Raw genomic sequence first — 23119 nt, 5'->3', positions numbered from 1 at the left:
CGGCCGGGCGTCGACCAACGACACCGCACACGAGCCCTGAACCAGGACGCGGTGGAGCGCCGACCTCCGGCACGGGCACGGGCCCTGGACCGGGACCGGGGCCCCGGCCGGGCGCCCACCACCCGGCACCCGCGCACGGATCCTGAACCCGGACCCGACCGGGCACCCACCACCCGGCACCGGCACACGTGTCGCGGCTGGGCGCTGACCTGTGGTCGGGGCCGGAGCTGAGGGCAGCGCCCGGGGCTGGGCCTTCCGCACGGTGCTCGGCCTGTTCGCGCGGAGGGCGACCGGACCCGCCGGTCGTGAGGCTGCCGGCGCGTCCGATCGCCGCTCCCGTCAGAAGCCGCCCCCGAAGTCCCCTCCCCCACCGAAGTCGCCGCCGCCGAAGCCCCCGTCACCGAAGCCGCCCCCGTAGTCGCCGGTGTCGAAGTCCGCACCGGAGACGTCGCCGCCCTCGTAGCCGCCGAAGTCGCCGTAGCCGGAGCCGTAGTCGGCCGCGTAGGCGGGGGCGGCCATCATGCTGCCGAGCATGGTGCCGATGAGGAGGCCGGGCAGGAGGCCGCCGCCGAAGTAGCCGCCGGCCCAGGGGCCGTACGCCGGGCCGGCCTCCCAGTACGGGCGGCGGCCGTACTCGGTGTCGACCTCGCGGATCACCGGGTCGCGGCCCTCGGCGAGCCGGGTCCGGTCGGCCGCGCAGACGGGGACGTCGCGCGTGCTGCCGCCCGGGGGCGTCCAGCTCGCGTCGGCGATCGACGGGCCGTGGCGGGGGTCGAAGAAGCAGGGCGGGCGGCGCTCCGGCAGCGGTCCGCCCTCGCGGCGGGCCTCGAGTCGTGCCAGGGAGAACCGGCCGTCCTCCACCGCCTGGGTGACGGCCCGCACGTCCTCCGGTTTCGTCGCCGCCGCCATCAGGGACTTCGCCTGTTCGTAGGCGTCCAGCGCGTGCTCGTAGTCCGCGCGCATCGCGTCGTCGGCGCCGGGTTCGCCAGGGTGGAAGTCGAGGCGGTCGAGTTCCTCGCCGAAGGCGGTGATGTCCTCGTCGACCACCACGCGCAGCTTCTCCAGCGCGGCCCGCTGCTCCTCCTCGTGGCGGCGGCGGTTGCGGCGGGCCAGCGCGTAGGCGCCCGCGCCGCCGGCCGCGATCAGCGCGCCGACCGTGACCAGGCCGCCGACCGGCACGTCGGTACCCGAGCCGTCGCTCCAGCTGCTGGGGGCCGAGCCGCCCACGTTGCGCAGGGCGTCGTCGACGAAGTCGTTCAGCTGGGCCTTGGCGTCGCCCGCGTCACGCACGGCCGTGACCAGGTTGGACACCGCCTGGCTGCTCATCACCGCGCTGTCCGCACGGGCGTCGAACTCGTCGCCGAGGCGGATGCCGTACAGGCCGGTGACGCCGGTCTCGGTGCGGAGGTTCCGGAAGAGGTCCTGCGTCGGGAAGTCGGCCGGGAGGACCGCCACGAAGACGGGCTTGTCCGCGTCCTTGATCTTGTCGGCGAGCGCCTCGGCGTCCGACTCGGCCAGCTGGCCGGAGGCGGCCGGATCGACGTAGACCGGGTTCTCGCGCAGTTCCTCGGCGACCTTCGAGAGGTCGGTGGCCGCGTGCGCACCGGGCGCCCCGGCCATCAGCGCCGCCAGTACGGCGACGACCGGCACGATCAGCAGACGTACGAGGGTACGCACCAGTGCGGCCTTCATATGTTCGAAACTACCCGAATCGACGCAGATAAGGGATATCGGGCAGGGCACGGATTTCGGGACGCTTCCGCACTGACGGAACGGATCGGCTGACGGCGACGGCGCGGAAGGCGCCGTCAGCCGTCGCCACCCGCCTACTCGGCCGGGGTCACTCCCGCCCGCAGCAGCCCGTACGTGTACGCGTCCTCAAGGGCCTGCCAGCTCGCCGCGATGACGTTGTCGGCGACACCCACCGTCGACCACTCGCCCGTGCCGTCGGACGTGGAGATCAGCACGCGGGTCGTCGAGTTGGTGCCGTGCTTGCCCTCCAGGATGCGGACCTTGTAGTCCACCAGGTCCAGCTTGGCGAGCTGCGGGTAGATCTTCTCCAGGCCCACGCGCAGGGCCCGGTCCAGCGCGTTGACCGGGCCGTTGCCCTCGGCCGTGGCGACGATGCGCTCGCCCTTGGCCCAGAGCTTGACCGTGGCCTCGTTGGCGTGGGAGCCGTCGGGGCGGTCCTCGACGATGGCGCGCCAGGACTCGACCTCGAAGTAGCGCAGCGGCTTGCCCTGGACCTCGGTGCGCAGGAGGATCTCGAAGCTGGCGTCCGCCGCCTCGTAGGTGTATCCCCTGAGTTCGCGTTCCTTCACCCGCTCGACCACCCGGCCGACCAGCTCGCGGTCGCCGCCGAGGTCGATGCCGAGTTCCTTGCCCTTGAGCTCGATGGAGGCGCGGCCGGCCATGTCGGAGACCAGCATCCGCATGGTGTTGCCGACCTGTTCGGGGTCGATGTGCTGGTACAGGTCCGGGTCGACCTTGATGGCAGAGGCGTGCAGGCCGGCCTTGTGCGCGAAGGCCGAGACGCCGACGTAGGGCTGGTGCGTGGAGGGCGTGAGGTTGACGACCTCGGCGATCGCGTGCGAGATGCGGGTCATCTCGCGCAGGTGGCCCTCGGGCAGCACCTTCTTGCCGTACTTCAGCTCCAGGGCCGCCACGACCGGGAAGAGGTTGGCGTTGCCGACGCGTTCGCCGTAGCCGTTGGCCGTGCACTGGACGTGCGTCGCGCCCGCGTCGACGGCGGCCAGCGTGTTCGCCACCGCGCAGCCCGTGTCGTCCTGGGCGTGGATGCCGAGCCGGGCGCCCGTGTCGGCCAGGACCGTGGCGACGACCGCCTGGATCTGCGCCGGGAGCATGCCGCCGTTGGTGTCGCAGAGGACCACCACGTCCGCGCCGGCCTGCGAGGCCATACGGACGACCGACTTCGCGTACTCGGGGTTCGCGCGGTAGCCGTCGAAGAAGTGCTCGCAGTCGACGAAGACCCGGCGGCCCTGTTCCTTCAGGAACGACACCGTGTCGCGGACCATCGCCAGATTCTCGTCCAGGGTCGTGCGCAGGGCAAGCTCGACGTGGCGGTCGTGCGACTTGGCGACCAGCGTGATCACCTGGGCGCCGGAGTCCAGGAGCGCCCTGACCTGCGGGTCCTCGGCGGCGGTGGTGCCGGCGCGGCGGGTGGAGCCGAACGCGACCAGCTGGGCGTGCCGGAAGCCGATCTCCTGCTGGGCACGGGCGAAGAACTCGGTGTCCCGGGGGTTCGCGCCCGGCCAGCCGCCCTCGATGAAGCCCACGCCGAAGTCGTCCAGGTGCCGCGCGATGGCCAGCTTGTCCGCGACGGTGAGGTTGATGCCCTCCCGCTGGGCGCCGTCGCGCAGGGTGGTGTCGAAGACGTGGAAGGAATCGTCGAGTTCGCTGGTTGCGGTCATGGTGTCAAGGCTCCTGAGGATGGGATCTCGGTCGTACCGGAATGACCGGCTCCACCGCCCTCACATACTCCCTCGCGCTCTCGCCTCCGGCTGCGGGTGGGCCAGAAATGCGAAAAACCTCTCGCGGGTGCGAGAGGTCTGCGCGCGGGTCGAGGACGACGGTGTCCGCCCGTACCTGGTCGTACGTGGCGGTCACTGCGGACCGGCGCGCCTGCTGCCAATAATCATGGCGAACGAGAGCACGGGGGCATTCTGGCACAACCCCCGTGCTTGGCTCACGGGTGTCTCAGGATGCGGTCGGTCACCTCATGTGGCGGACGTAGACGTGCGAGGTGTCGTACGTGTCGCCGGGCACGAGGTCGGGTGAGGAGCTGCTGAAGGCGACCTGGCGGCCGTGCCGGTCGATCACCGGGGCGGACACGCTCTGGTCGTTCGGGCCGCCCTCGGCGTCCGGGCTGGCCAGGACCGTGCGCCCGGTGCGCAGGTCACGTACGTACGCGCGGGTCGTACGGTCCGTGTCGCCCGGGTCGGCCGAGACGAAGGCCAGATGCCGGTTGTCGGCGCTGAGCTGCGGATAGGCGGTGAAGGCGGCCGGGTCGGCGGCGTCGATGCGGCGCAGCTCGCCCGTCTTGAGGTCACGGACGAAGGCGTTGTGGCCGCTGTTGGTGTCGCCCGGGGTGAGCTGCGAGTCGAGCGAGTTGAAGACGGCGTACCGGCCGTCTGCGCTGACCTGCGGAAACTCGGTCTGGCCGGTGGACTTCAGACCGTCCGGCGCCCGGTCGGCGTGGAACAGATCGCCGCTTGGCACGTCACGGACGTAGGCGTCGCTCCAGTCGCCCGAGGCGGGGTGCGGGACGAAGAACTGGTAGCCGACCCGGCTGCCGTCGGCGCTGATGGTCGGGTGGGTGGCGGCGGTCTTCCGGTCGCCCGCCGCGGGCACCTGGCTGATGCGGACGGCCTCGCCGGTGGTGCGGTCGACGCGGTAGACGCGTCCCCAGCCGTCGTCGGACTGCGTGAACTGCGAGCGCTGCGCGACGAAGGCGACGTAGCGGCCGTCGGCGCTGACGGCGGGTCGCCGGCCGGTGTCGTAGCCCGTGTCGACGGTGTCGTCGATGCGCTGGAGGGCGCCGGACTTCAGGTCCTTGACCCAGATGTGGCTGCGGCCGTCGCCGTCGGTGGCGCCGTAGGCCAGGTACCGGCCGTTGCCGCTGAGGGCGACGTCGTCGACCGGGCCGCCGTCCGCCGCCGTACTGGCCAGCCGGGTCGTGCCGGTCTTCAGGTCGCGGACGAAGGCGTCGGCGGTGCCGTCGGTGTCGCCGGCGGCGAGCTTGTCGGCGCTGGAGACGAAGGCCAGATGACGGCCGTCGGCGCTCAGGCTCGGCCCGCCGGAGGCGGCGTTGCCGTCGGTGCCGTCCGGGGCGATGCTCGCCTTCTCGGTCCGCGGCGCCGCCTCAGCGGCGGTCGCGGGCAGCGCGGCGACGCCGCCGAGCGTGACGGCCAGGGCCACGCCGAGCGCGACGGACGTGGCCCTCCTGGTGCTGGTCATGTGCTGTTCCCCCTGTGTCCCCGTTGACGCTTCTCCCCCGGCCCCGCGCCGAGGGCTCCCCAGAGCCAACAGCACCACGGGCCACAGGGTCAATCCGCCGTATTGAGTACAACCCGGGCGGGTGTTCAGGTGTCCGCGAGGAGGCTGTCGGCGAGGAACTCGTGCACGTGCCTGAGGACTTGGGCCCGGCCGGTGCCGCGCAGGCCGATCGCCACATGGATGGCGAAGCCGTCCAGCAGCGCCCGCAGGCAGGCGGCGAACCGGTCCGGGTCGACGCTTTTGAACTCGCCCCGCGAGATGCCCTCGGCGAGCAGGGCCACCAGGTCGCGGTGCCAGACGCCCTCGATGGCGGCCTGCCGGTCGCGGGCGTCTGCGTCGGCGGCAGCGCTCTGCGAGCGGTTCCACACCTCCAGCCACAGCGTCCAGTGCGGGTCGCGGTGACCGTCGGGGACGTACAGGTCGACGTAGGCGTCGAGGCGTTCGCGAGCGGTGGCGGCGCGGGTCAGCAGCCGTCCGCGCTCGGCGCCCAGGCGGGCCTCGCTCCACTCCAGGGTGCGCAGCAGCAGTTCGTCCTTGCACATGGGCCACGACCACGCCGGGGCGGGCGAAGGCCGCGACGATGTCGACGTGGCCGAGGGTGCCGAAGCCGTGCGGGGGGGGTAGTCGCCGGTCAGGCCGCGCGGCAGCCAGATCGCCGCCAACGTCAACCGGACCAAGTTCGCACGAACCGGGCAAACTCCTGCTCTGCCCTCTCCATAGCCTCTCCCTGTCAGTAGTAGGAAGACCGCTCGTAGGGAAAGCAGCGGCTGGTTGCCGGTGGCGAATAGCAGCAGGATCGCCACCACGTCCGGCGGTCCGTCCGAGTACCGAAGACCCCGTACGGACCACGCGCCATCTGCACTCGGCACACGCCCTGATTATGGCCCGTGCCCATGGCGCCGGGTCTCGTGCTTCCCCCCAGCAGAGAGGTCTTTCCTACATGTCCGGCTTCCTCAGCAGGCGACGTATCCTCGCCACGGGCGCGGGTGCCGCCCTCGGTCTCGGCGCCGCCGCGGCTCCGGCCACAGCCTCTCCTTCCGCGGCCCGGTACGCCTCCGGCCCCGAGGAGACCAGGACGCTCGACGAGCTGTACCAGGCCGCCCTCGCCGAGGGCGGCAAGCTCGTGATCTACGCCGGCGGTGACACGCCGAACCAGCAGGACCGCCTCAAGGCGGCCTTCACGCGGCGTTTCCCGGGCATCGACATGACGCTGATCGTGGACTACAGCAAGTACCACGACGTCCGTGTCGACAACCAGCTAGCGACCGGCAGCCTCGTCCCCGACCTCGTCCAGCTGCAGACTCTGCACGACTTCGCGCACTGGAAGGAGCAAGGCCGTCTGCTGCCCTACAAGCCCGCCGGGTTCTCCAAGCTGCACCACCGCTTCCGGGACCCTCAGGGCGCCTGGGTTGCGGGCGCGGTGATCGCCTTCAGCTTCATGTACGGCCCGGCGGCGGTCGGTTCGGACGCGCCGCGCACTCCGCTCGACCTGGTCGACCCGAAGTGGAAGGGGAAGATCGCCTCGTCGTACCCGCATGACGACGACGCGGTCCTGTATCTCTACAAGCTGTACACCGAGCGGTACGGCTGGGACTGGGTGCCCCGCGCGAACCGCACAGGACGTGCGGTTCGCGCGGGGCACCAATTCCCCGGAGGACGCGCTGAACGGCGGCCAGGCGGCGATCGGTATCGGCGGGGCGGGGTCGCTGAGGGCGTCGGCGTCGGAGCCCGTGCAGTGGGCGGTGGCCGACGGGCATCCGTTCATGGCGTGGGGGCAGCGCCTCGCGGTCCTGAGACAGGCCAAGAACCCGACCGCGGCCAAGCTCTACCTCAACTGGGTGCTGTCCGCCGAACGGCAGCAAGCAGCCCGCACCGGCTGGTCGGTACGGATCGACGTCACTCCCGCGGGCGGGCTGAAGCCGATCTGGGAGTACCCGAACGCCCACCTCGACGGCTTCCCCCGCTTCATGGCCGACCGTGCCGAAGTGGAGCGCTGGAAGCAGACGTTCGCCCTGTACTTCGGCGAGGTCAAGGGCGACCCCACGCCGGGCTGGCTCGGGCTGCACCCCGGAGCGCGACCATGGGCGGCGCCGCAGGTCCCACCGGTGGGCTACGCCGCCAGGACTGCGTCGTTCTCGCGGGGTGTCCGGTTTGATCACCTGATGTCCAAGGTGGCCAAGGGCCCGGCGGGGTTGCGGGCGTGGTGGCGGAGGCCGACGGCGATGTGTGCGGCCGGTGAGCCGGAGGGGGCCGATGTCCAGGTTCTCGAGGGCGGCCATGGCTCGGGGCGTGGCTCCGGTCCTCAGCTTGACTCTGTCGGGGATCTTGGAGTTTCCCGGTGTGCCGGCATGATCAGCGGGCATGCTCGGTGCTGTTTCGAGGACCGATGCAGTTGCCGAGGTGTCCGTTGTCGCTCCGTCCCCGTTCCGGTGAGCATCCCGGCTTCCACCATGCTGTCGGCCCCGGGCGCCGTGACTACGGAGCCCGGGGGCGAGGAGGGGACCAGCACTTCTTGTCCGACCGCTTCGGGCGGCGGGTGGGCACAGGTCCGGGGGGTCCGGGGGCGGAGCCCCCGGACCAGGGGCGGGGTCAGCCCAGCTGGTGCATCCAGCCGTGCTTGTCCTCCGCCGTACCGCGCTGAATGTCGAGCAGGGCCTGACGCAGCCGCAGCGTGACCTCGCCCGGGTCACCCCCGCTCTGCTTCCACTCGGCCCCGGCCCGCTTCACCGTCCCGACCGGCGTGATCACCGCGGCCGTACCGCAGGCGAACACCTCCGTGAGCGACCCGTTCTCCGAGTCCCCCTGCCACTGGTCGACCGAGACCCGGCCCTCCTCGGCCTCGTAGCCGAGGTCACGCGCGACGGTGAGCAGCGAGTCGCGGGTGACGCCCTCCAGGATCGAGCCGGTGAGGGACGGCGTGACGATCCTGTCCCCGTACACGAAGTACAGATTCATACCGCCCAGTTCCTCGACCCACTTGTGCTCGACGGCGTCGAGGTAGCAGACCTGGTCGCAGCCCTTGGTCGCGGCCTCGGCCTGCGCCAGCAGGGACGCCGCGTAGTTGCCGCCGGTCTTGGCGTCGCCCATGCCGCCGGGGACGGCGCGGACACGGTCCTCGGAGACCCAGATGGAGACCGGCTTGACGCCGCCCGGGAAGTACGCGCCGGCCGGGGAGGCGATCACCAGGAACAGGTACTCGTTGGCCGGCTTCACACCCAGCCCGACCTCGGTCGCGATCATGAACGGGCGCAGGTAGAGGGACTCCTCCCCGCCGTGCGCCGGCACCCACGCCTTGTCCTGCCTCACCAGGGCGTCGCACGCCTCGATGAACGTCTCGATGGGCAGTTCGGGCATCGCCAGCCGCCGCGCGGAACGTTGGAAGCGCTCGGCGTTCTTCTCCGGGCGGAACGTGGCGACCGAGCCGTCGGGGCGGCGGTAGGCCTTCAGCCCCTCGAAGATCTCCTGCGCGTAGTGCAGGACCGTGGTGGCGGGGTCGAGGGAGATCGGCGCGTACGGCACGAGCTGGCCGTCGTGCCAGCCGCGGCCCTCCGTCCACTTGATCGTCACCATGTGGTCGGTGAAGTGGCGGCCGAACCCCGGGTTGGCCAGGATCGCCTCCCGATCTGCGGCGGAGAGCGGATTGGCGGACGGCTTGAGCTCGATCGTGGGCGTCGTCATGGGTTGAAGTCCTTCACCGGTTGTAGTGACGGGCCGCGCTCGGTACAGCTCTGATGGTGACCAGTGCTAGGACGTCCGAGCATTCCCTCGTTCCGCGGCCTCGCGTTCGATTATCGCCCGGGGGCGACGGCGGAAGGAACGGGGTGGAATGCGGCCCGGTGGTCGATGGTGACACCCGGCGGGAACATGCGGAAGCCGCCGGGCGCGGATGCGACCCGGCGGCTTGCGGAAAGCGGCGGCGGGTCAGCCGGCTACGCGTACGGCGAGCGCGTCGCCGATCTCGGAGGTGGAGCGGACGGGCTTGCCGCTGCGCTCCGACAGGTCGGCGGAGACCGCCTCGTCGATACGGGCGGCCTCGGCCTCGTAGCCGAGGTGGCGCAGGAGCAGGGCGACGGACAGCACCGTGGCGGTCGGGTCGGCCTTGCCCTGGCCGGCGATGTCCGGGGCCGAGCCGTGCACGGGCTCGAACATCGAGGGGAACTCTCCGGACGGGTTGATGTTGCCGGAGGCCGCCACACCGATGCCGCCGGAGACGGCCGCGGCGAGGTCGGTGATGATGTCGCCGAAGAGGTTGTCGGTGACGATCACGTCGAAGCGCTCGGGCTGGGTGACCAGGTAGATCGTGGCCGCGTCGACGTGCATGTACTCGGTGATGACCTCGGGGAACTCCTCGGCCACCTTGTTGAAGATGTTGGTCCACAGGTGACCCGCGAAGGTCAGCACGTTGTTCTTGTGGATCAGCGCCAGCTTCTTGCGCGGGCGGGCCTGGGCACGCGCGAAGGCGTCGCGGACCACGCGCTCGACACCGAAGGCCGTGTTCACGGAGACCTCGGTGGCGACCTCGTGCTCGGTGCCCTTGCGGATCGTGCCGCCGTTGCCGGTGTACGGGCCCTCGGTGCCCTCGCGGACCACGACGAAGTCGATCTGCGGCTCGCCGGCCAGCGGGGTGGCGACACCCGGCAGCAGCTTCGACGGACGCAGGTTGACGTGGTGGTCGAAGGCGAAGCGGAGCTTCAGCAGGAAGCCGCGCTCCAGGACGCCGGACGGCACGCTCGGGTCGCCGATCGCGCCGAGCAGGATGGCGTCGTGCTTCTTCAGGGCGTCGAGGTCGGCGTCGGTGAGGGTCTCACCGGTGGCGTGGTAACGCTTGGCGCCGAAGTCGTACTCCTTGGTCTCCAGCTTCACATCCTGCGGAAGGACGGCGGAGAGGACCTTCAGGCCTTCGGCCACGACTTCCTGGCCGATGCCGTCACCGGGAATCACTGCGAGATTGATGCTGCGAGACATGCGGGCACCCTACTCCCCGTCCCATGGGATGACACGGGGTGTCCGTGATGCGGACAGGTGAGGGGCGACCACTCGGGGGACCGCACGCGGCTGTCGACCCGCGTTCACCCGTACGTGGTGCGGCTGTTGGCCTCCGCTGGGAAATTCACTCGACATGGAGATCCCCCACTTCGGCATCCCGCCCGAGCTCGCCGGCCGGATGAGCATGGCGGAACAGCACGAGTACCTGCGGACGAGGCTGTCGCGGCGGCGCACTCTGGTGACGGCGGGCGCGGTCGCGGGCGGCCTGCTGACCGGCTGTTCCGGCTCGGGGCCCGGGAGCAGTGCTGCGACCAGGAGCCCGTCGTCGAGCACGTCGAAGGCGCCGGGCTCCTTCATCACCCCCTTCGGCCGCCATCTCGCCTTCGGCGCCGACCCGAAGAGGCAGATGCGGATCTCCTGGCAGGTGCCGCTGGCGGTGAAGAAGCCGTACGTCCGGGTGGGCCTGCGCCCCGACGACCTCGGCCGCAGGATCGAGGCGGAGCTGCGCGACCTGCACACCCCGGAGCTGAAGGGCGTACGGCCGGCGGTCGAGCAGTACTACCTGCACGCGGCGCTGGACGGCCTGCGCCCGGACACGACGTACTACTACGGCGTCGGTCACGAGGGCTTCGACCCGGCGTCCCCGCAGCACCGGTCGACCGTCACGTCCTTCCGCACGGCACCCGCGAGTCCGCCGGAGCGGTTCGTGTTCACCGCGTTCGGCGACCAGGGCGTCGGCGAGGAGGCGGCCCTCAACGACCGTCTGCTGTTGCGCCGGAGCCCCGCCTTCCACCTCCACGCCGGCGACATCTGCTACGCCGACCCGACCGGCAAGGGCAAGGAGTCGGACGTCTTCGACGCCGGGCAGTGGGACCGGTTCCTGAAGCAGACCGAGCCGGTGGCCAGGTCGGTGCCGTGGATGGTGACGACCGGCAACCACGACATGGAGGCCTGGTACTCCCCGGACGGCTACGGCGGCCAGCTCGCCCGTTTCTCCCTGCCGGACAGCGGCTTCGACGCGCGCACGGCACCGGGGGTGTACGCCTTCACGTACGGCAACGTCGGCGTGGTCGCGCTGGACGCGAACGACGTGTCGTACGAGATCCCCGCCAACTTCGGCTACACGGAGGGGCGGCAGACGAAGTGGCTGGACAGGAAGCTCGGCGAACTGCGAGACGACGCCTCCGTCGACTTCGTCGTCGTCTTCTTCCACCACTGCGCGTACTCGACGTCCACGCACGCCTCCGACGGCGGGGTGCGCGCCGAGTGGCTGCCGCTGTTCGCCAAGCACCGGGTGGACCTGGTGATCAACGGGCACAACCACGTCTACGAGCGGACCGACGCCATCCGGAACGGCGAGGTGGGCAGGCCGGTGCCGGTCGGCGGGACGACGGATCCACGGCGGGACGGGATCGTGTACGTCACGGCGGGCGGCGGCGGCAAGGAGCTGTATGGCTTCCCCGACGGCGTGAAGGAGAGCTACGAGGGGAACACCGCCGACCGTGAGTCGGTCGGCACGTTCCGGTGGACGAAGTCCCGGGACACCAAGGCGGAGTCGGTGCAGTGGTCGCGGGTGCGCTACCGCGGTTTCTCGTTCCTCTCCGTGGAGGCGGAGAGCGGCGCCGCGCCGAGACTGAAGGTGTCGGCGCTGGCGTCGAGCGGTGAGCGGATCGACCATTTCGAGGTGCGGCGCGGGGCGTGAGCCCCGCACCGCGCCTCGTCGGGTGCGGCTCCCGGATCAGGGGTGGTACGGCTCAGTGACCGGTGGATCCGCCATTGTCCCTGCGGTCGAGGGCGCGCTGGAGCGCTGCGGCCGCGTTCTTGCGGTCGGACTCGCTCGTAGGGGAGACGTGGCGGACTCGGCGGCGGACGGTCGTCTCGGCCATGGGAAATCGACTCCTTCGACAGCATGGAGTGCAAAGAGGGATACGAGACGCCGGATGGGGCGGGGAGCGGTGCCGCAGGGGTTGCCTGCACGGGGCCCGGCTCACGACCGCCATTCGCTTGGTCGAGCGAGACGTTCGGCTCCTACAAAACTAAGGGAGGCCGGAGCGTCTGTCTCCACAATTACTCGGACTTCCTACTATCTGAGACGGTGGACTGCGTCACACCGCACTGACCTGCGGTGATCTCTAGAGCACGTCTCCGTCGCGCCAGTCGAAGAGCAGTTCGTGCGCGGGGTCGAGCGGGCCGGCGAGGGCCGGCCGGACGTAGGTGCTGTCCTCTTCCTCCGGCAGGCGGACGACGCCGTCCTGCGGGCTGAGGGCGTGCACCTGGCCGCGCCACAGCCGCCAGCCGCGGGAGGTGTAGAGCCGGGCGCCGTCCTCGCTGGCGGAGAGGGCGCCGAAGTCGTAGGCGCGGTCGACGACGCGTTCCAGCTCCGCCATGACCTGCCCGCCGAGGCCGGTGCGGCGGGCGTCGGCGCGTACGGCGATGTTCTCCACGTACCCGGCGCGCAGCCACCGGCCGCGGTGCCGCACCCGGCGCATCACGACGGCCCCGTGCGCGGCGAGCCCGGCGCCGTCGTACACGAGGGCGTGCATGCCTCCGAGGCCGTGGTCCCAGTCCTCGTCGCCGAAGTCGCCGTCGAAGGCGGCGTACAGCAGGGCCCGTACGGCGTCGAGTTCGGCGGGGGCGAGGTCGGCGGTGTGGGCGGTGCGCGCGTGGGTGGTCGTCCGGGAGGTCATCGGCCCAGTATGCGAACGGGCCGGGTGGCTCTCGACCGGTTATGCGAGCGCGGCCGGATGGGCACCGTCGGCGATGAGTACGGGCACGTCCAGGCCACGGCAGGCGGCGCCCGGGGCCGGGGTGCCGCAGACGCCGGAAGTCTGCCGGACGAAAAACGCCGACGGGCCGGGTCGTGTGACCCGGCCCGTCGGTGCCGTGAGGGCTCAGCCCATGTGCGGGTAGGTGTAGTCGGTCGGCGGGACCAGGGTCTCCTTGATGGCGCGGGTCAGGGTCCAGCGCATCAGGTTCTGCGGGGCGCCGGCCTTGTCGTTGGTGCCGGAGGCACGGCCGCCGCCGAAGGGCTGCTGGCCGACGACGGCGCCGGTCGACTTGTCGTTGATGTAGAAGTTGCCGGCGGCGTAGCGGAGCTTGTTCGCCGTGTAGGCGGCGGCCGCACGGTCGTTGGCGATGACTGAGCCGGTCAGGGCGTAGTCGGAGACGGACTCCATCTGCGTCAGCATCTCGTCGTACTTGTCGTCCTCGTAGACGTGCACGGCGATGACCGGGCCGAAGTACTCGGTGCGGAAGACCTCGTTGTCCGGGTCGGTGCACTCGATGACGGTCGGGCGGACGAACCAGCCCTCGGAGTCGTCGTAGGTGCCGCCCGCGACGATCGTGCAGGCGGGGTCCTCCTTGGCGCGGTCGATGGCGGCCTTGTTCTTGGCGAAGGCACGCTCGTCGATGACGGCGCCGATGAAGTTCGACAGGTCGGTGACGTCGCCCATCTTGATGCCGTCGACCTCGGCGGCGAGCTCCTCCTTGAAGCCGGCGTTCCAGATCGAGGCGGGGATGTACGCCCGGGACGTGGCGCTGCACTTCTGGCCCTGGTACTCGAAGGCACCCCGGGTGAACGCCGTCTTCAGGATCGCCGGGTCGGCCGACGGGTGGGCGACGAGGAAGTCCTTGCCGCCGGTCTCGCCGACCAGACGCGGGTAGGTGCGGTACTTCTCGATGTTGTTGCCGACCGTCTTCCACAGGTACTGGAAGGTCTTGGTCGAGCCGGTGAAGTGGATGCCGGCGAGGTCGCGGTGCTCCAGGGCGACCTTGGAGACCTCGATGCCGTCGCCGGTGACGAGGTTGATGACGCCCTTGGGCAGGCCCGCCTCCTCCAGCAGCTGCATGAGCAGCACGGCGGCGTGGGTCTGCGTCGGGGACGGCTTCCAGACGACGACGTTGCCCATCAGGGCCGGGGCGGTCGGCAGGTTGCCCGCGATCGCGGTGAAGTTGAAGGGCGTGATCGCGTAGACGAAGCCCTCCAGCGGGCGGTGGTCCAGACGGTTCCACACACCCGGGGAGTTCGCCGGGGGCTGCTCGGCCAGGAGCTTGCGGGCGTAGGAGACGTTGAACCGCCAGAAGTCGATCAGCTCGCAGGGCGTGTCGATCTCGGCCTGCTGGGCGGTCTTGGACTGCCCGAGCATGGTGGAGGCGGCGAGCGTCTCGCGCCAGGGGCCGGACAGCAGCTCGGCGGCGCGCAGGATGATCGCCGCGCGGTCGTCGAAGGACATCGCACGCCAGGCGGGCGCGGCGGCCAGGGCCGCGTCGATGGCGTCCTGGGCGTCCGCTTGCGTGGCGTTGCGGTACGTGCCCAGCACGGCCTGGTGGTTGTGCGGCTGGACGACCTTGAACTCCTCACCGCCGCCCATCCGCTTCTCGCCGCCGATGGTGCAGGGCAGGTCGACGGGGTTGTCGGCCAGCTCCTTCAGCCTGGCCTCCAGCCGGGCACGCTCGGGCGAGCCGGGGGCATAGCCGTGCACCGGCTCGTTGACGGGGGTGGGGACCTGGGTCACAGCGTCCATGGTTTCCGTAACTCCTTGAGTTGAGCGGTGTTTCGGTCTCAGCCCTTGGTGATCATGCTGCGCACGAAGAAGCGCAGGTTGGCCGGCTTCTCCGCGAGGCGGCGCATGAAATAGCCGTACCAGTCGGTGCCGTAGGCCGTGTACACACGCATCCGGTGGCCCTCGGCGGCCAGCCGCAGGTGCTCCTCGCTGCGGATGCCGTAGAGCATCTGGAACTCGTACTCGTCGAGCTTTCGCCCGGCGCGGTGGGCGAGCTCCTGGCCGATGGCGATCAGGCGCGGGTCGTGGGACCCGATCATCGGGTACCCCTCCCCTTGCATCAACGTCCTGAGGATTCGCACGTATGCCCGGTCGATCTCGTGTTTGTCCAGATACGCGACCGAGCCCGGCTCCTTGTACGCGCCCTTGACCAGGCGCACCCGGCTGCCGTCCGCGGCGAGGCGGCGGGCGTCGGCCTCGGTGCGGAAGAGGTACGCCTGGATGACGCAGCCCGTCTGCGGGAAGTCCTTCCGCAGCTCCTCGTGGATGGCGAACATCGAGTCGAGGGTGGTGTGGTCCTCGGCGTCCAGGGTGACCGTGGTGCCGATCTCGGCGGCGGCCTCGACGACCGGGCGGACGTTGGCGAGGGCCAGGTCGTGGCCGCCGTCCAGCGCCTGCCCGAACATCGACAGCTTCACCGACATCTCGGCGCGGGCGCCGAGCTCCAGCGGCTTCAGGCGGTCGATCAGCTCCAGGTAGGCGTCCCGCGCGGCGGCGGCCTGGACGGGGTTGGTGATGTCCTCGCCGACGACGTCCATCGTCAGCTCCAGGCCCCGCCCGGTGAGCTCCCGGATGACCGGAACGATGTCGTCGACGCCCTCGCCGGGGATGAAACGGTCGACGACCTGCTTGGTCACCGGTGCCGTCGAAACCAGGCGTCGCATCCGGTCGCTGCGCGACGCGGCGAGAATCACGGGACCCAGCACGGGGCACCTCCAGAGCACAACCAACGGATGGCCGGACCCCGGGCGGATGACGCTTCGGGTACGGCGCGGAGAACCACCGTGAAACCTAAGGATCCCTCCGATCGTCGGCCATCGACAGCTGTCACGCATCCGTGCCGCAGATCTCAGACAGATGTATGAAGGGGCCTCTGGAGTGCGGGACAATGCCTGGATGACGTCGGAACACAGGGGTGACTACGAGGAGCTGGTCGACGAGATCTCGGAGCTGCTCGGGGCGCCCGCGACGCTGGAGAACCGGGACTTCGAGCTGATCGCCTTCGGCGCGTACGACAGTGAGGGCGACCTCGATCCGTCGGCCCTGGACCCGGTGCGCACCCGCTCGATCCTCACCCGCCGCTCGACGGCGGCCGTCCGGGCGTGGTTCGAGGGCTTCGGCATCACGCGCGCGACCGGCCCGGTCCGGATCCCGCCGACGCCGGAGGCCGGGGTGTACCGGGGCCGGATCTGCCTGCCCGTCCGCCACCGGGGCGTGGTCCACGGCTACGTCTGGCTGCTGGACGACGATCCCGGCCCGAGCGAACGCCAGCTGTCCGCCGCGATGCAGGTCACGGCCCGGATCGGCGCGCTGCTCGCGGACGAGGCCCAGCACGGTGCCGACCTCAGCCGCGAGCTGCGGGCCGTGCTCACCGCCGACCGCGACTGGCAGCGTGACATGGCCATCGCGGAACTGCGCACCGCCCTCGGCCCTCGCGCCGACGGCCCGCACACGGTGGTGTGCGTCGCCCCCTGGCCCACGACCGACCCCGACGACGCCCCGTCGGTCCGCACGATGCCGGGCGCGACGGCCCTGTGCACCCTGCCGTGGGGTGCCGCGTCCCAGTGCGTGGCCGTCCTGGTCCGTCTGCGCTCGTCGGACGTACTGGCTCCGGCGACGACAGCGGCAGCCCGCCTGCTGGAGCGGGCGGGCGGGGGAAGCGGGCCGGGCGGCGGCGCCGTGCGGGTCGCGACCGGCACGGGCTCAGGCGGAGCGACCGGCCCGGCCTCGGGCGGAACAACCGGCAACACCTCGGGCGGAGCGGCTGCCGACGACCCACGGGGAGCGACCGGCAACACTTCAGGCGGAACGACCGGCCCGACCCCGCGCGGAACAACCGGCAACACCTCGGGCGGAGCCGCCGCCGGTGCCTCGGGCAGACCGGCCACCGGCACTCCGTCGTCCGGAGCAGGCGGAGCGGGTGGCACGCCCGCTCAGGAACCGGCCGGCGGCCCCCGCGGCGCATCCGCCGCTGCCCGGGCCGGACAGCCCGGGGCTTCCTCCCACGGACCGACCGGCACCGCTCCGTCCGGCCCGGCCGGCAGGCCCTCGCGCGGAGCGGGCGGCCCCGCCGCCGGTGTCGCAACGCCCCGCTCCGGCCTCGCCGAGCTGGGGACTTCCTGGTGGGAGGCCTCGGCAGCGGCACGGGCCGCGTCGGCCGAGCCCCGGCTGGGGCCCGTCGCCCAGTGGGCGTCGATCGGGCCGTTCCGGCTGCTCACCGCGCTGCCACCGGAGGTGGCCCGCGACCCCGCGGTGCACGCCCTGCTCTTCCCCGTCCACCAGGAGCTCGCCCGCACCGCCGAGGTCTACCTCGACTGCGCCGGCCAGGCCGCTCGGGCCGCCGCCGAGCTGGGCATCCACCGCCAGACGCTGTACTACCGCCTGTCCCGGATCGAGAAGCTCACCGGCCTGGACCTGGACGACGGCGAGGACCGCCTGCTCCTGCACATGGCGTTGAAGGGGGCCCGGCTCGCACAGGGCCAGGACATCGGGCCGTCCGGGTGAGTCCGTCGGATGCGCACGCCGACCGGACTCCTCGGCACCTCCCGCGTCGACCTGCACATCCGGTCGACGACCACCGGTGCGTCCCGCCACTACCGCTACGCCCACGAGTACGAGCGGGACGTCGTCGACGCCCGGATCCGGGGCGGCATCCACACCCGGACGGCCGACGAAGTGGGCTGCGCCACCGGCCGGCAACTCGCGGCCTGGGCACTGCGGAAGCACTTCCGTCCCGTCTCCCGACAGTCCCGTCCACTGACAGCCGGGACCACTTCTGAAAACGATTGTCATCATGCTACGGTCATGGCGCGTTCAACCATTTACCAGGCCTTGACCGAGGTGTCCCCGTGCGCGTCCCCGCTCGACTCATCCCACTTGCCGCCGTCACCGCGGCCTCCGCCCTGCTCACCGGCTGTTTCTCCGGTGGGCAGTCGGCCACGGACGACTCCGGGGCAGGGGGCAAGCGCGTACGCGTCGCGATGATGCAGCCACCGCGCTCGGGGCTGTCCCCGCTGTCGGACGACGCCTTCAAGCTGTCGCGCTGGTCGACGGCGGAGACCCTGGTGAAACTGGACGCGGACGGTGACGCCGAGCCGGCGCTGGCCACCGAGTGGGCCCAGTCCGGCCGGAATTGGACCTTCACCCTGCGCGACGGCGTCACCTTCCACGACGGGACGAAGCTCACCGCCGAAACCGTCGTCAGCTCCCTCACCAAGGCCGCCGCCGCCTCCCCCAAGCCCCGCATTCTCGACGGCGTGGACCTGACCGCGAAGGCCGACGGCGACAAGGTCACCGTCACCACCGCCACCGAGGACCCCCTGGTCCCGCAGCGGCTCAGCTCCCCGCAGCTGTCGATCCTGGCCGCCAGGGCCTACAAGGGGAAGTCGGTCGACCCCGTCGGCGCGGGCACCGGCCCCTTCGAGCTGACGAAGGTCAACGGCACCTCCTCCGCCGCCCTCGACCGCTACGACGGCTACTGGGGGAAGAAGGCCAAGGCCCCCGGCATCGATGTGCGGTTCGTGCCGGACGGCACCGCCCGCGCCGCGGCCCTGCGCAGCGGCGAGGCCGACATCGTCGAGGCGGTGCCGGTGTCGCAGGCCGCCGTCCTCGACCAGGACCTGATCACCGAGGTCCCGATGCCGCGCACCAACACCCTGTACCTCAACACCGAGAAGGGCGCCTTCAAGGACGCCGCGGTGCGGGCGGCGGCCCGCGAGGCGATCGACGCCGAGTCGATCGTGAAGGGCGTGTACGAGGGGCGCGCCGACGTCGCCGAGGGGCTGCTCGGCCCCGCCCTGCCCTGGGCGGCCGAGCTGCGGAAGCCGGTGCAGCGGGCCAAGGCCGGCGACCCGGCCGGCAAGACGATCACCATCGGCACCTTCACCGACCGCGCCGAGCTGCCCGAGGTCGCCGCCGCACTGCAACAGCAGCTGCAGAAGGCCGGGTTCAAGGTGAAGCTCGACGTCCGCGAGTACGCCAACATCGAGTCCGACGCGCTGGCGGGCCGGTTCGACGCGTTCATCCTCTCCCGCGCCACCGTCCTCGACTCCGGCGACCCGGCCGCCTACCTCTACAGCGACTTCGCCTCCGACGGCTCCTTCAACATCTCCCAGCTCGCGGACCCGGCCGTGGACAAGGCTCTGAAGAAGGCCGGCGAGACGCCGACCGGCGACGCCCGGCGCAAGGCGGTCATCGCCGCCGAGGCCGCCGTGCTCGGCACGGACGCGGCCGTGCCCATGCTGCACGAGCGCGTGATCCAGGGCGACGCCGCCGGAGTGACCGACGCCGCCCACGACCCGCGTGAGCGGGAGCTGGTCACGGCGGACACCTACGTCAAGTGAAAGCCCGTATACGGCGGCTCGCCGGCGCCGCGGCGCTGACCCGCCTCCTGTGCCTGCTCGCCGTCCTGGCCGCCGTCGGCCTGCTGCCCTGGCTCTCCGGCAGGGACCCGGCCCTGGCCGTGCTGCGGGCCCGCTCCGCCGAGCAGGACCCGACCGAGGAAGCTCTGGACTCCGTACGGCGGGACCTCGGTCTGGACGCCGGGCCCCTGTCCCTGCTGGGCGGCTGGGCCTCTGACCTGCTGCGCGGCGACCTCGGCGCCTCCTGGGTGTCGGGCACCGAGGTCCTGCCCTCCGTGGTCTCGGGGCTCCAGGTGTCGCTGGCGCTGATGGGCGCCTCGCTCGGCGTGGCGCTGCTGCTGGCGTGCACGCTGGTCGCGCCGGTGCTGGTGCGGGGCCGGGCCTCGGCCGGGGCGTGGGCCGCGATGCTGGCCGCCGTACCGGAGTTCCTGCTGGCCACGGTGGCGCTGCTGGTGTTCGGGGTGTGGCTGGGGTGGCTGCCGACGTCGGGCTGGTTGGGGCCGGAGAACATGGTCCTGCCCGCCGTGGCCCTCGGCGTCCCCGGCGGCGGGCTGCTCGGCCGACTGGTCGCGGACGCGTTGCCCGCCGTGCTCGACGAGCGGTGGGTGGAGCTGTGGCGGGGCGCCGGGGTGAGCCGGGCGCGGATCGCCGGGGCGGCGCTGCGGCGCGTCCTGCCGCCGCTGGTCCCGCAGTTCGGGATGGTCGCCGTGGGGCTCACCGGTGGCGCGGTCGCCGTGGAGACGGTCTTCGCCGTGCCGGGCATCGGCCGTACCGCGCTCGGCGCCGCCAAGTCGCAGGACCTGCCGCTGCTCCAGGGCTCGGTGCTCGCGCTGCTCGCGCTCGGCCTGGTCACGGGCGCGCTGGCGGCGCTCGCCCGGCGGCGGCTGCTGGGCCCGGCCCTGCGTGACGCCTCGCTGGCACTGCCTCCGGCACGGCCGGTGCGCGCACATCCCGCGATCCCGTTGACGCTGTTCACCGTCCTCGCCGTGGCCATCGGCTGGGGCCTGCTGCGCGACCCCTACGCCGTGAACACCACGGCCCGGCTGGCCGCGCCCTCCTGGACCCACCCGCTCGGCACCGACGGTCTCGGCCGTGACGTGCTCGCCCGGCTGGGCCACGGCGCCGCCTCGACGGTCGGCACAGCGGCGGCCGTCTGCCTGCTGAGCCTGCTGGTCGCGCTCGCCCTGGGCTTCCTGCCCCGGATCGCGCAGGGCGCGGCGGACATCGCCAACGCCCTGCCCCCGGTGATCGTCGGCATCCTGGTCGCCGCGGCCGCCGGCCCCGGCACCGGCGGCGCTGCCCTCGCGGTCGCGCTGATCTCCTGGCCGGCCCTGTCCGCGCATGCGGCGGCGCTGGTGCAGGAGGTGCGGGCGTCGGCGTTCCTGACCGCCCAACGGGCCATCGGCGCGGGCCCGTTCTGGATCCTCACCCGGCACGTCCTGCCGTCCGTGGCCGCCCCGGTCGCCCGCCATGCCCTGCTGCGCCTGCCGGGCATCGCCCTGGCCCTGGCCTCACTGGGCTTCCTGGGTCTGGGCGCCCAGCCGCCCGCCCCCGAGTGGGGTCTGCTGCTCGACGAGTCCCGCGCCTATGTGGAACGCGCCCCGTGGGCGGCCCTCGCCCCGGCGGTGGCGCTGGCCCTGCTGGCGGGCCTCGCGGTCTCGGGAGCGGCCCTCACCCAGGGCCGGAGGATACGGCGCGTCACCCCGGCTCCGGCCAAGAAGGAGGCCCCCGTTGGAGTCTGAGCCCCTGCTGTCGGTGCGCGAGCTGCGGATCGCCTTCGACGGGATCGAGGCCGTGCGCGGCCTGTCCTTCGACGTCCTCCCGCGCGAAGTGCTGGCGATCGTCGGCGAGTCGGGAGCCGGCAAGTCCCTCACGGCCCGCGCGCTCCTCGGCATGCTGCCGCGCGGCGCGACGACGAGCAGCACGATCCTGCCCGACCTCTCGGCCCACCGGGGCCGCCGCGTCTCGCTCGTCCCGCAGGACGCCCTGTCGGCCCTGTCCCCGGTGCACCGGGTGGGCGACCAACTCGCCGCCGCCGTGCGGTCGGTGACCGGCGTCTCCCGCAAGGAGGCCAGGGCCCGGGCGGTCGCGGCCCTGGACCGCGTCGGCATCCCGGACGCGGCCCGCAGGGCACGGGCGTATCCGCACGAGTACTCCGGCGGCATGCGCCAGCGCGCGGTGATCGCCATGGCCACCATCAACGAACCGGACATCGTGGTCGCCGACGAGCCCACCACCGCCCTCGACGAGGAGCGCCGCGACCAGGTGCTGCGGCTGCTCGCCGAGCAGCGGGAGGCGGTCGGCGCCGCGCTGGTCCTGGTCACGCACGACATGGACGTCGTGCGGGGCCACGCGGACCGGGTGCTGGTCATGTACGCCGGACGCCTCACCGAACTCGGCCCCGCCGACGAGGTGCTGGCCCGCCCCCGCGCCCCCTACACGGCCGGCCTGCTCGCCTCCCTCCCGCAGAACGCGCCCCCGGGCCGCCGTCTCCCCGCCCTGCGCGGCACCCCGCCGGCCCCGGGCGCGCTCCCGCCGGGCTGCGCCTTCGCCCCGCGCTGCCCGCTCGCGGCGGACTCCTGCCGCACGGCACAACCAGAGCCCCAGCAGGTGCCCGGCCGCCTGGTCGCCTGCCACCGCTGGGAGGAACTCCCCCACCCGGCCGCCGAGTTGTTCCTGAAGGAGCGGCAGCCCGCATGAGCGAACCCCTGCTCGACGTCCGCGACCTTCTCGTCCGCTACGGCCAGGTCACCGCCGTGGACGGCGTCTCCTTCTCCCTGGCCGCCGGCGAGACCCTCGCCCTGAACGGCCCGTCCGGCTGCGGCAAGTCCTCCACGGCGCTGGCGGTGCTCCAGTTGCGCCGCCCGACCAGTGGTGAAGTCCACTTCGAGGGACGGGAGTTGACGTCCCTCACCGAACGCGAGCTGCGCCCGCTGCGGCCCCGTATGCAGCCCGTCTTCCAGGACCCGTACGGCTCGCTGAGCCCCCGACACCGCATCCGCGACGCCATCGCCGAACCGCTGAAGGTCCAGGGCCGCTGGCATCCCGCCGACGGCCCGGCCCGGGTCGCCGAACTCCTCGACCGGGTGGGCCTGGACCCCGCGTACGGCGACCGGCACCCGCACGAGCTCTCCGGCGGCCAGTGCCAGCGCGCCGGCATCGCCCGCGCCCTGGCGTCCGACCCGCGGCTGCTGGTGCTCGACGAGCCGGTGTCGTCACTCGACCCGTCGGTACGCGCGGGCGTGCTGAACCTGCTCGCCGACCTCCAGGACGACCTGGGCCTCGGCTACCTGTTCATCTGCCACGACCGGGCGGTCGTAGGGCACTTCGCGGACCGGGTCGTCGAGATGCGCGAGGGGCGTGTCGGCGTCACTTCCGGGTAGCGGCCTCGATCACCTGGCGGAGCCCCTCGGCGAGCTGCCCGGCCTCGGGCGCGCTCTTCGGATCGAAGGTCCACTGCGCCATGACCCCCATCATCAGGGTCAGATAGAAGTAGCCGAGGGTGTCGACCTTCTCCTCGGGGACATCCTCCTCGCTCCCGCCGTGGAAGAGCGTGATGATGCCGCGCGCCCCTCCCCGCTGGGCCTGCGCGAGATGCTCCCGCACCTGCGGCAACTGGTCCCCCAGGGCCACGATCTCCATGCTGAGGCGCCACAGCGAACCGGGGTCCCGCATGGTGGAGATGATGTTCGTCCACACCTCGGCGAACCGCTCCAGCGACCCCGGCTCCCCGCCCAGCTCGCCGCCTCCCTCGAAGGCGTCGGACATCCCCTCCACCATCTCGACGTACGCCTGCGCCAGCAGCGCGTCCTTCGAGCCGTAGTGGTAGCCGATCGAGGCCAGGTTCGTCCCGGACTCCTTGACGATGTCGCGCGCGGTCGTGCGCACGAACCCCTTCGCCAGCAGGCAGCGCTTGGCGCCCTCGAGCAGATCCTCACGATGTCCCATGGCATCTCACCCTACCCCGCATCCATA

16 protein-coding genes and 3 pseudogenes are annotated in these 23119 nt (G+C 72.0%); 7 read left to right on the top strand and 12 right to left on the bottom strand.

The genetic code is table 11. From position 1 onward, the window contains the following. Positions 1–339 precede the first annotated feature (339 nt). The 5 genes and pseudogenes from ACIBNA_RS19655 to ACIBNA_RS19635 form a co-directional block, all read right to left on the bottom strand. On the bottom strand, positions 340–1692 hold the full coding sequence (locus ACIBNA_RS19655; RefSeq protein ID WP_399166454.1) for a hypothetical protein: 1353 nt from the start codon (positions 1690–1692) through the stop codon (positions 340–342). A gap of 134 nt (positions 1693–1826) precedes the next feature. Further along, a complete protein-coding gene (cimA, locus tag ACIBNA_RS19650; RefSeq protein ID WP_399166453.1) occupies positions 1827–3431 on the bottom strand; it encodes a citramalate synthase in 1605 nt (534 codons plus the stop codon). A gap of 301 nt (positions 3432–3732) precedes the next feature. After that, positions 3733–4977 carry a TolB family protein gene (locus ACIBNA_RS19645; protein WP_399166490.1) on the bottom strand — a complete coding sequence of 415 codons (1245 nt, stop codon included), beginning with the start codon at positions 4975–4977 and terminating at the stop codon, positions 3733–3735. Positions 4978–5102: 125 nt separating this feature from the next. Then, positions 5103–5552: pseudogene (locus ACIBNA_RS19640) on the bottom strand (TetR family transcriptional regulator C-terminal domain-containing protein); the annotation flags it as partial. Then, positions 5518–5681: pseudogene (locus ACIBNA_RS19635) on the bottom strand (agmatine deiminase family protein); the annotation flags it as partial. The pseudogenes ACIBNA_RS19640 and ACIBNA_RS19635, both read right to left, overlap by 35 nt. 275 nt (positions 5682–5956) lie before the next feature. Between ACIBNA_RS19635 and ACIBNA_RS19630 the strand changes: the two are divergent. Next, positions 5957–7091, top strand: a pseudogene (locus ACIBNA_RS19630) (ABC transporter substrate-binding protein); the annotation flags it as partial. A 514-nt stretch (positions 7092–7605) separates the two neighbouring features. Here the strand turns inward: ACIBNA_RS19630 and ACIBNA_RS19625 are convergent. Continuing rightward, complete coding sequence (locus tag ACIBNA_RS19625) at positions 7606–8694, bottom strand: branched-chain amino acid aminotransferase (RefSeq protein WP_399166452.1); 1089 nt, start codon at positions 8692–8694, stop codon at positions 7606–7608. A gap of 243 nt (positions 8695–8937) precedes the next feature. Beyond that, positions 8938–9981 carry a 3-isopropylmalate dehydrogenase gene (locus ACIBNA_RS19620; RefSeq protein ID WP_399166451.1) on the bottom strand — a complete coding sequence of 348 codons (1044 nt, stop codon included), beginning with the start codon at positions 9979–9981 and terminating at the stop codon, positions 8938–8940. A gap of 154 nt (positions 9982–10135) precedes the next feature. Here ACIBNA_RS19620 and ACIBNA_RS19615 point away from each other — a divergent pair, with 154 nt between their 5' ends. Continuing rightward, on the top strand, positions 10136–11704 hold the full coding sequence (locus ACIBNA_RS19615; protein ID WP_399166450.1) for a purple acid phosphatase family protein: 1569 nt from the start codon (positions 10136–10138) through the stop codon (positions 11702–11704). 52 nt (positions 11705–11756) lie between these two features. On the opposite strand, the gene ACIBNA_RS19610 is transcribed toward ACIBNA_RS19615, so the two are convergent. The 4 genes from ACIBNA_RS19610 to ACIBNA_RS19595 all read right to left on the bottom strand — a co-directional run bounded on the left by ACIBNA_RS19610 (position 11757) and on the right by ACIBNA_RS19595 (position 15490). After that, positions 11757–11888 carry a hypothetical protein gene (locus tag ACIBNA_RS19610; protein WP_399166449.1) on the bottom strand — a complete coding sequence of 44 codons (132 nt, stop codon included), beginning with the start codon at positions 11886–11888 and terminating at the stop codon, positions 11757–11759. Between the two features lie 246 nt (positions 11889–12134). Then, positions 12135–12689, bottom strand: coding sequence for a GNAT family N-acetyltransferase (locus tag ACIBNA_RS19605; RefSeq protein WP_399166448.1), 555 nt, complete (start codon positions 12687–12689; stop codon positions 12135–12137). Positions 12690–12893: 204 nt separating this feature from the next. Further along, complete coding sequence (gene pruA, locus ACIBNA_RS19600) at positions 12894–14525, bottom strand: L-glutamate gamma-semialdehyde dehydrogenase (RefSeq protein ID WP_399166447.1); 1632 nt, start codon at positions 14523–14525, stop codon at positions 12894–12896. A gap of 38 nt (positions 14526–14563) precedes the next feature. Next, entirely contained in the window at positions 14564–15490 is a 927-nt protein-coding gene (locus ACIBNA_RS19595) for a proline dehydrogenase family protein (protein ID WP_399166446.1), read from the bottom strand. 190 nt (positions 15491–15680) lie between these two features. Between ACIBNA_RS19595 and ACIBNA_RS19590 the strand changes: the two genes are divergently transcribed. From ACIBNA_RS19590 to ACIBNA_RS19570, 5 genes are all read left to right on the top strand, one after another. Continuing rightward, positions 15681–17288 (top strand): PucR family transcriptional regulator, encoded by a 1608-nt coding sequence (locus ACIBNA_RS19590; protein WP_399166445.1) that lies wholly within the window; start codon positions 15681–15683, stop codon positions 17286–17288. A gap of 344 nt (positions 17289–17632) precedes the next feature. Next, entirely contained in the window at positions 17633–19126 is a 1494-nt protein-coding gene (locus tag ACIBNA_RS19585) for an ABC transporter substrate-binding protein (RefSeq protein WP_399166444.1), read from the top strand. Continuing rightward, positions 19123–20886, top strand: coding sequence for an ABC transporter permease subunit (locus tag ACIBNA_RS19580; protein ID WP_399166443.1), 1764 nt, complete (start codon positions 19123–19125; stop codon positions 20884–20886). The genes ACIBNA_RS19585 and ACIBNA_RS19580 overlap by 4 nt, the downstream gene beginning before the upstream one ends. Continuing rightward, positions 20876–21844: an ABC transporter ATP-binding protein gene (locus tag ACIBNA_RS19575; protein ID WP_399166442.1), complete on the top strand. Its 969-nt coding sequence runs from the start codon at positions 20876–20878 to the stop codon at positions 21842–21844. Before ACIBNA_RS19580 ends, ACIBNA_RS19575 begins: the two co-directional genes overlap by 11 nt. Beyond that, entirely contained in the window at positions 21841–22527 is a 687-nt protein-coding gene (locus ACIBNA_RS19570) for an ATP-binding cassette domain-containing protein (RefSeq protein WP_399166441.1), read from the top strand. The genes ACIBNA_RS19575 and ACIBNA_RS19570 overlap by 4 nt, the downstream gene beginning before the upstream one ends. Here the strand turns inward: ACIBNA_RS19570 and ACIBNA_RS19565 are convergent. Next, positions 22514–23092, bottom strand: a complete 579-nt coding sequence (locus ACIBNA_RS19565) for a TetR/AcrR family transcriptional regulator (protein WP_399166440.1) — start codon at positions 23090–23092, stop codon at positions 22514–22516. The two genes, ACIBNA_RS19570 and ACIBNA_RS19565, sit on opposite strands and share 14 nt — an antisense overlap. Positions 23093–23119 lie beyond the last annotated feature (27 nt).

The sequence above is a fragment of the Streptomyces sp. NPDC050164 genome (assembly GCF_044459945.1).
GTDB classification, from domain to species: domain Bacteria; phylum Actinomycetota; class Actinomycetes; order Streptomycetales; family Streptomycetaceae; genus Streptomyces; species Streptomyces coeruleorubidus_A.
The sequence above is the reverse complement of the archived record's forward strand: the minus strand, read 5'-3'. Positions and strand labels throughout refer to the sequence as shown.

Bases quoted from the DNA above. Each gene is read 5' to 3' on its own strand.
- ACIBNA_RS19565 (WP_399166440.1), bottom strand. From the start codon at position 23,092: ATGGGACATCGTGAGGATCTGCTCGAGGGCGCCAAGCGCTGCCTGCTG.
- ACIBNA_RS19605 (WP_399166448.1), bottom strand. From the start codon at position 12,689: ATGACCTCCCGGACGACCACCCACGCGCGCACCGCCCACACCGCCGAC.
- ACIBNA_RS19610 (WP_399166449.1), bottom strand. From the start codon at position 11,888: ATGGCCGAGACGACCGTCCGCCGCCGAGTCCGCCACGTCTCCCCTACG.
- ACIBNA_RS19590 (WP_399166445.1), top strand. From the start codon at position 15,681: ATGACGTCGGAACACAGGGGTGACTACGAGGAGCTGGTCGACGAGATC.
- ACIBNA_RS19620 (WP_399166451.1), bottom strand. From the start codon at position 9,981: ATGTCTCGCAGCATCAATCTCGCAGTGATTCCCGGTGACGGCATCGGC.
- ACIBNA_RS19645 (WP_399166490.1), bottom strand. From the start codon at position 4,977: ATGACCAGCACCAGGAGGGCCACGTCCGTCGCGCTCGGCGTGGCCCTG.
- pruA (WP_399166447.1), bottom strand. From the start codon at position 14,525: ATGGACGCTGTGACCCAGGTCCCCACCCCCGTCAACGAGCCGGTGCAC.
- ACIBNA_RS19570 (WP_399166441.1), top strand. From the start codon at position 21,841: ATGAGCGAACCCCTGCTCGACGTCCGCGACCTTCTCGTCCGCTACGGC.
- ACIBNA_RS19615 (WP_399166450.1), top strand. From the start codon at position 10,136: ATGGAGATCCCCCACTTCGGCATCCCGCCCGAGCTCGCCGGCCGGATG.
- ACIBNA_RS19655 (WP_399166454.1), bottom strand. From the start codon at position 1,692: ATGAAGGCCGCACTGGTGCGTACCCTCGTACGTCTGCTGATCGTGCCG.
- ACIBNA_RS19625 (WP_399166452.1), bottom strand. From the start codon at position 8,694: ATGACGACGCCCACGATCGAGCTCAAGCCGTCCGCCAATCCGCTCTCC.
- cimA (WP_399166453.1), bottom strand. From the start codon at position 3,431: ATGACCGCAACCAGCGAACTCGACGATTCCTTCCACGTCTTCGACACC.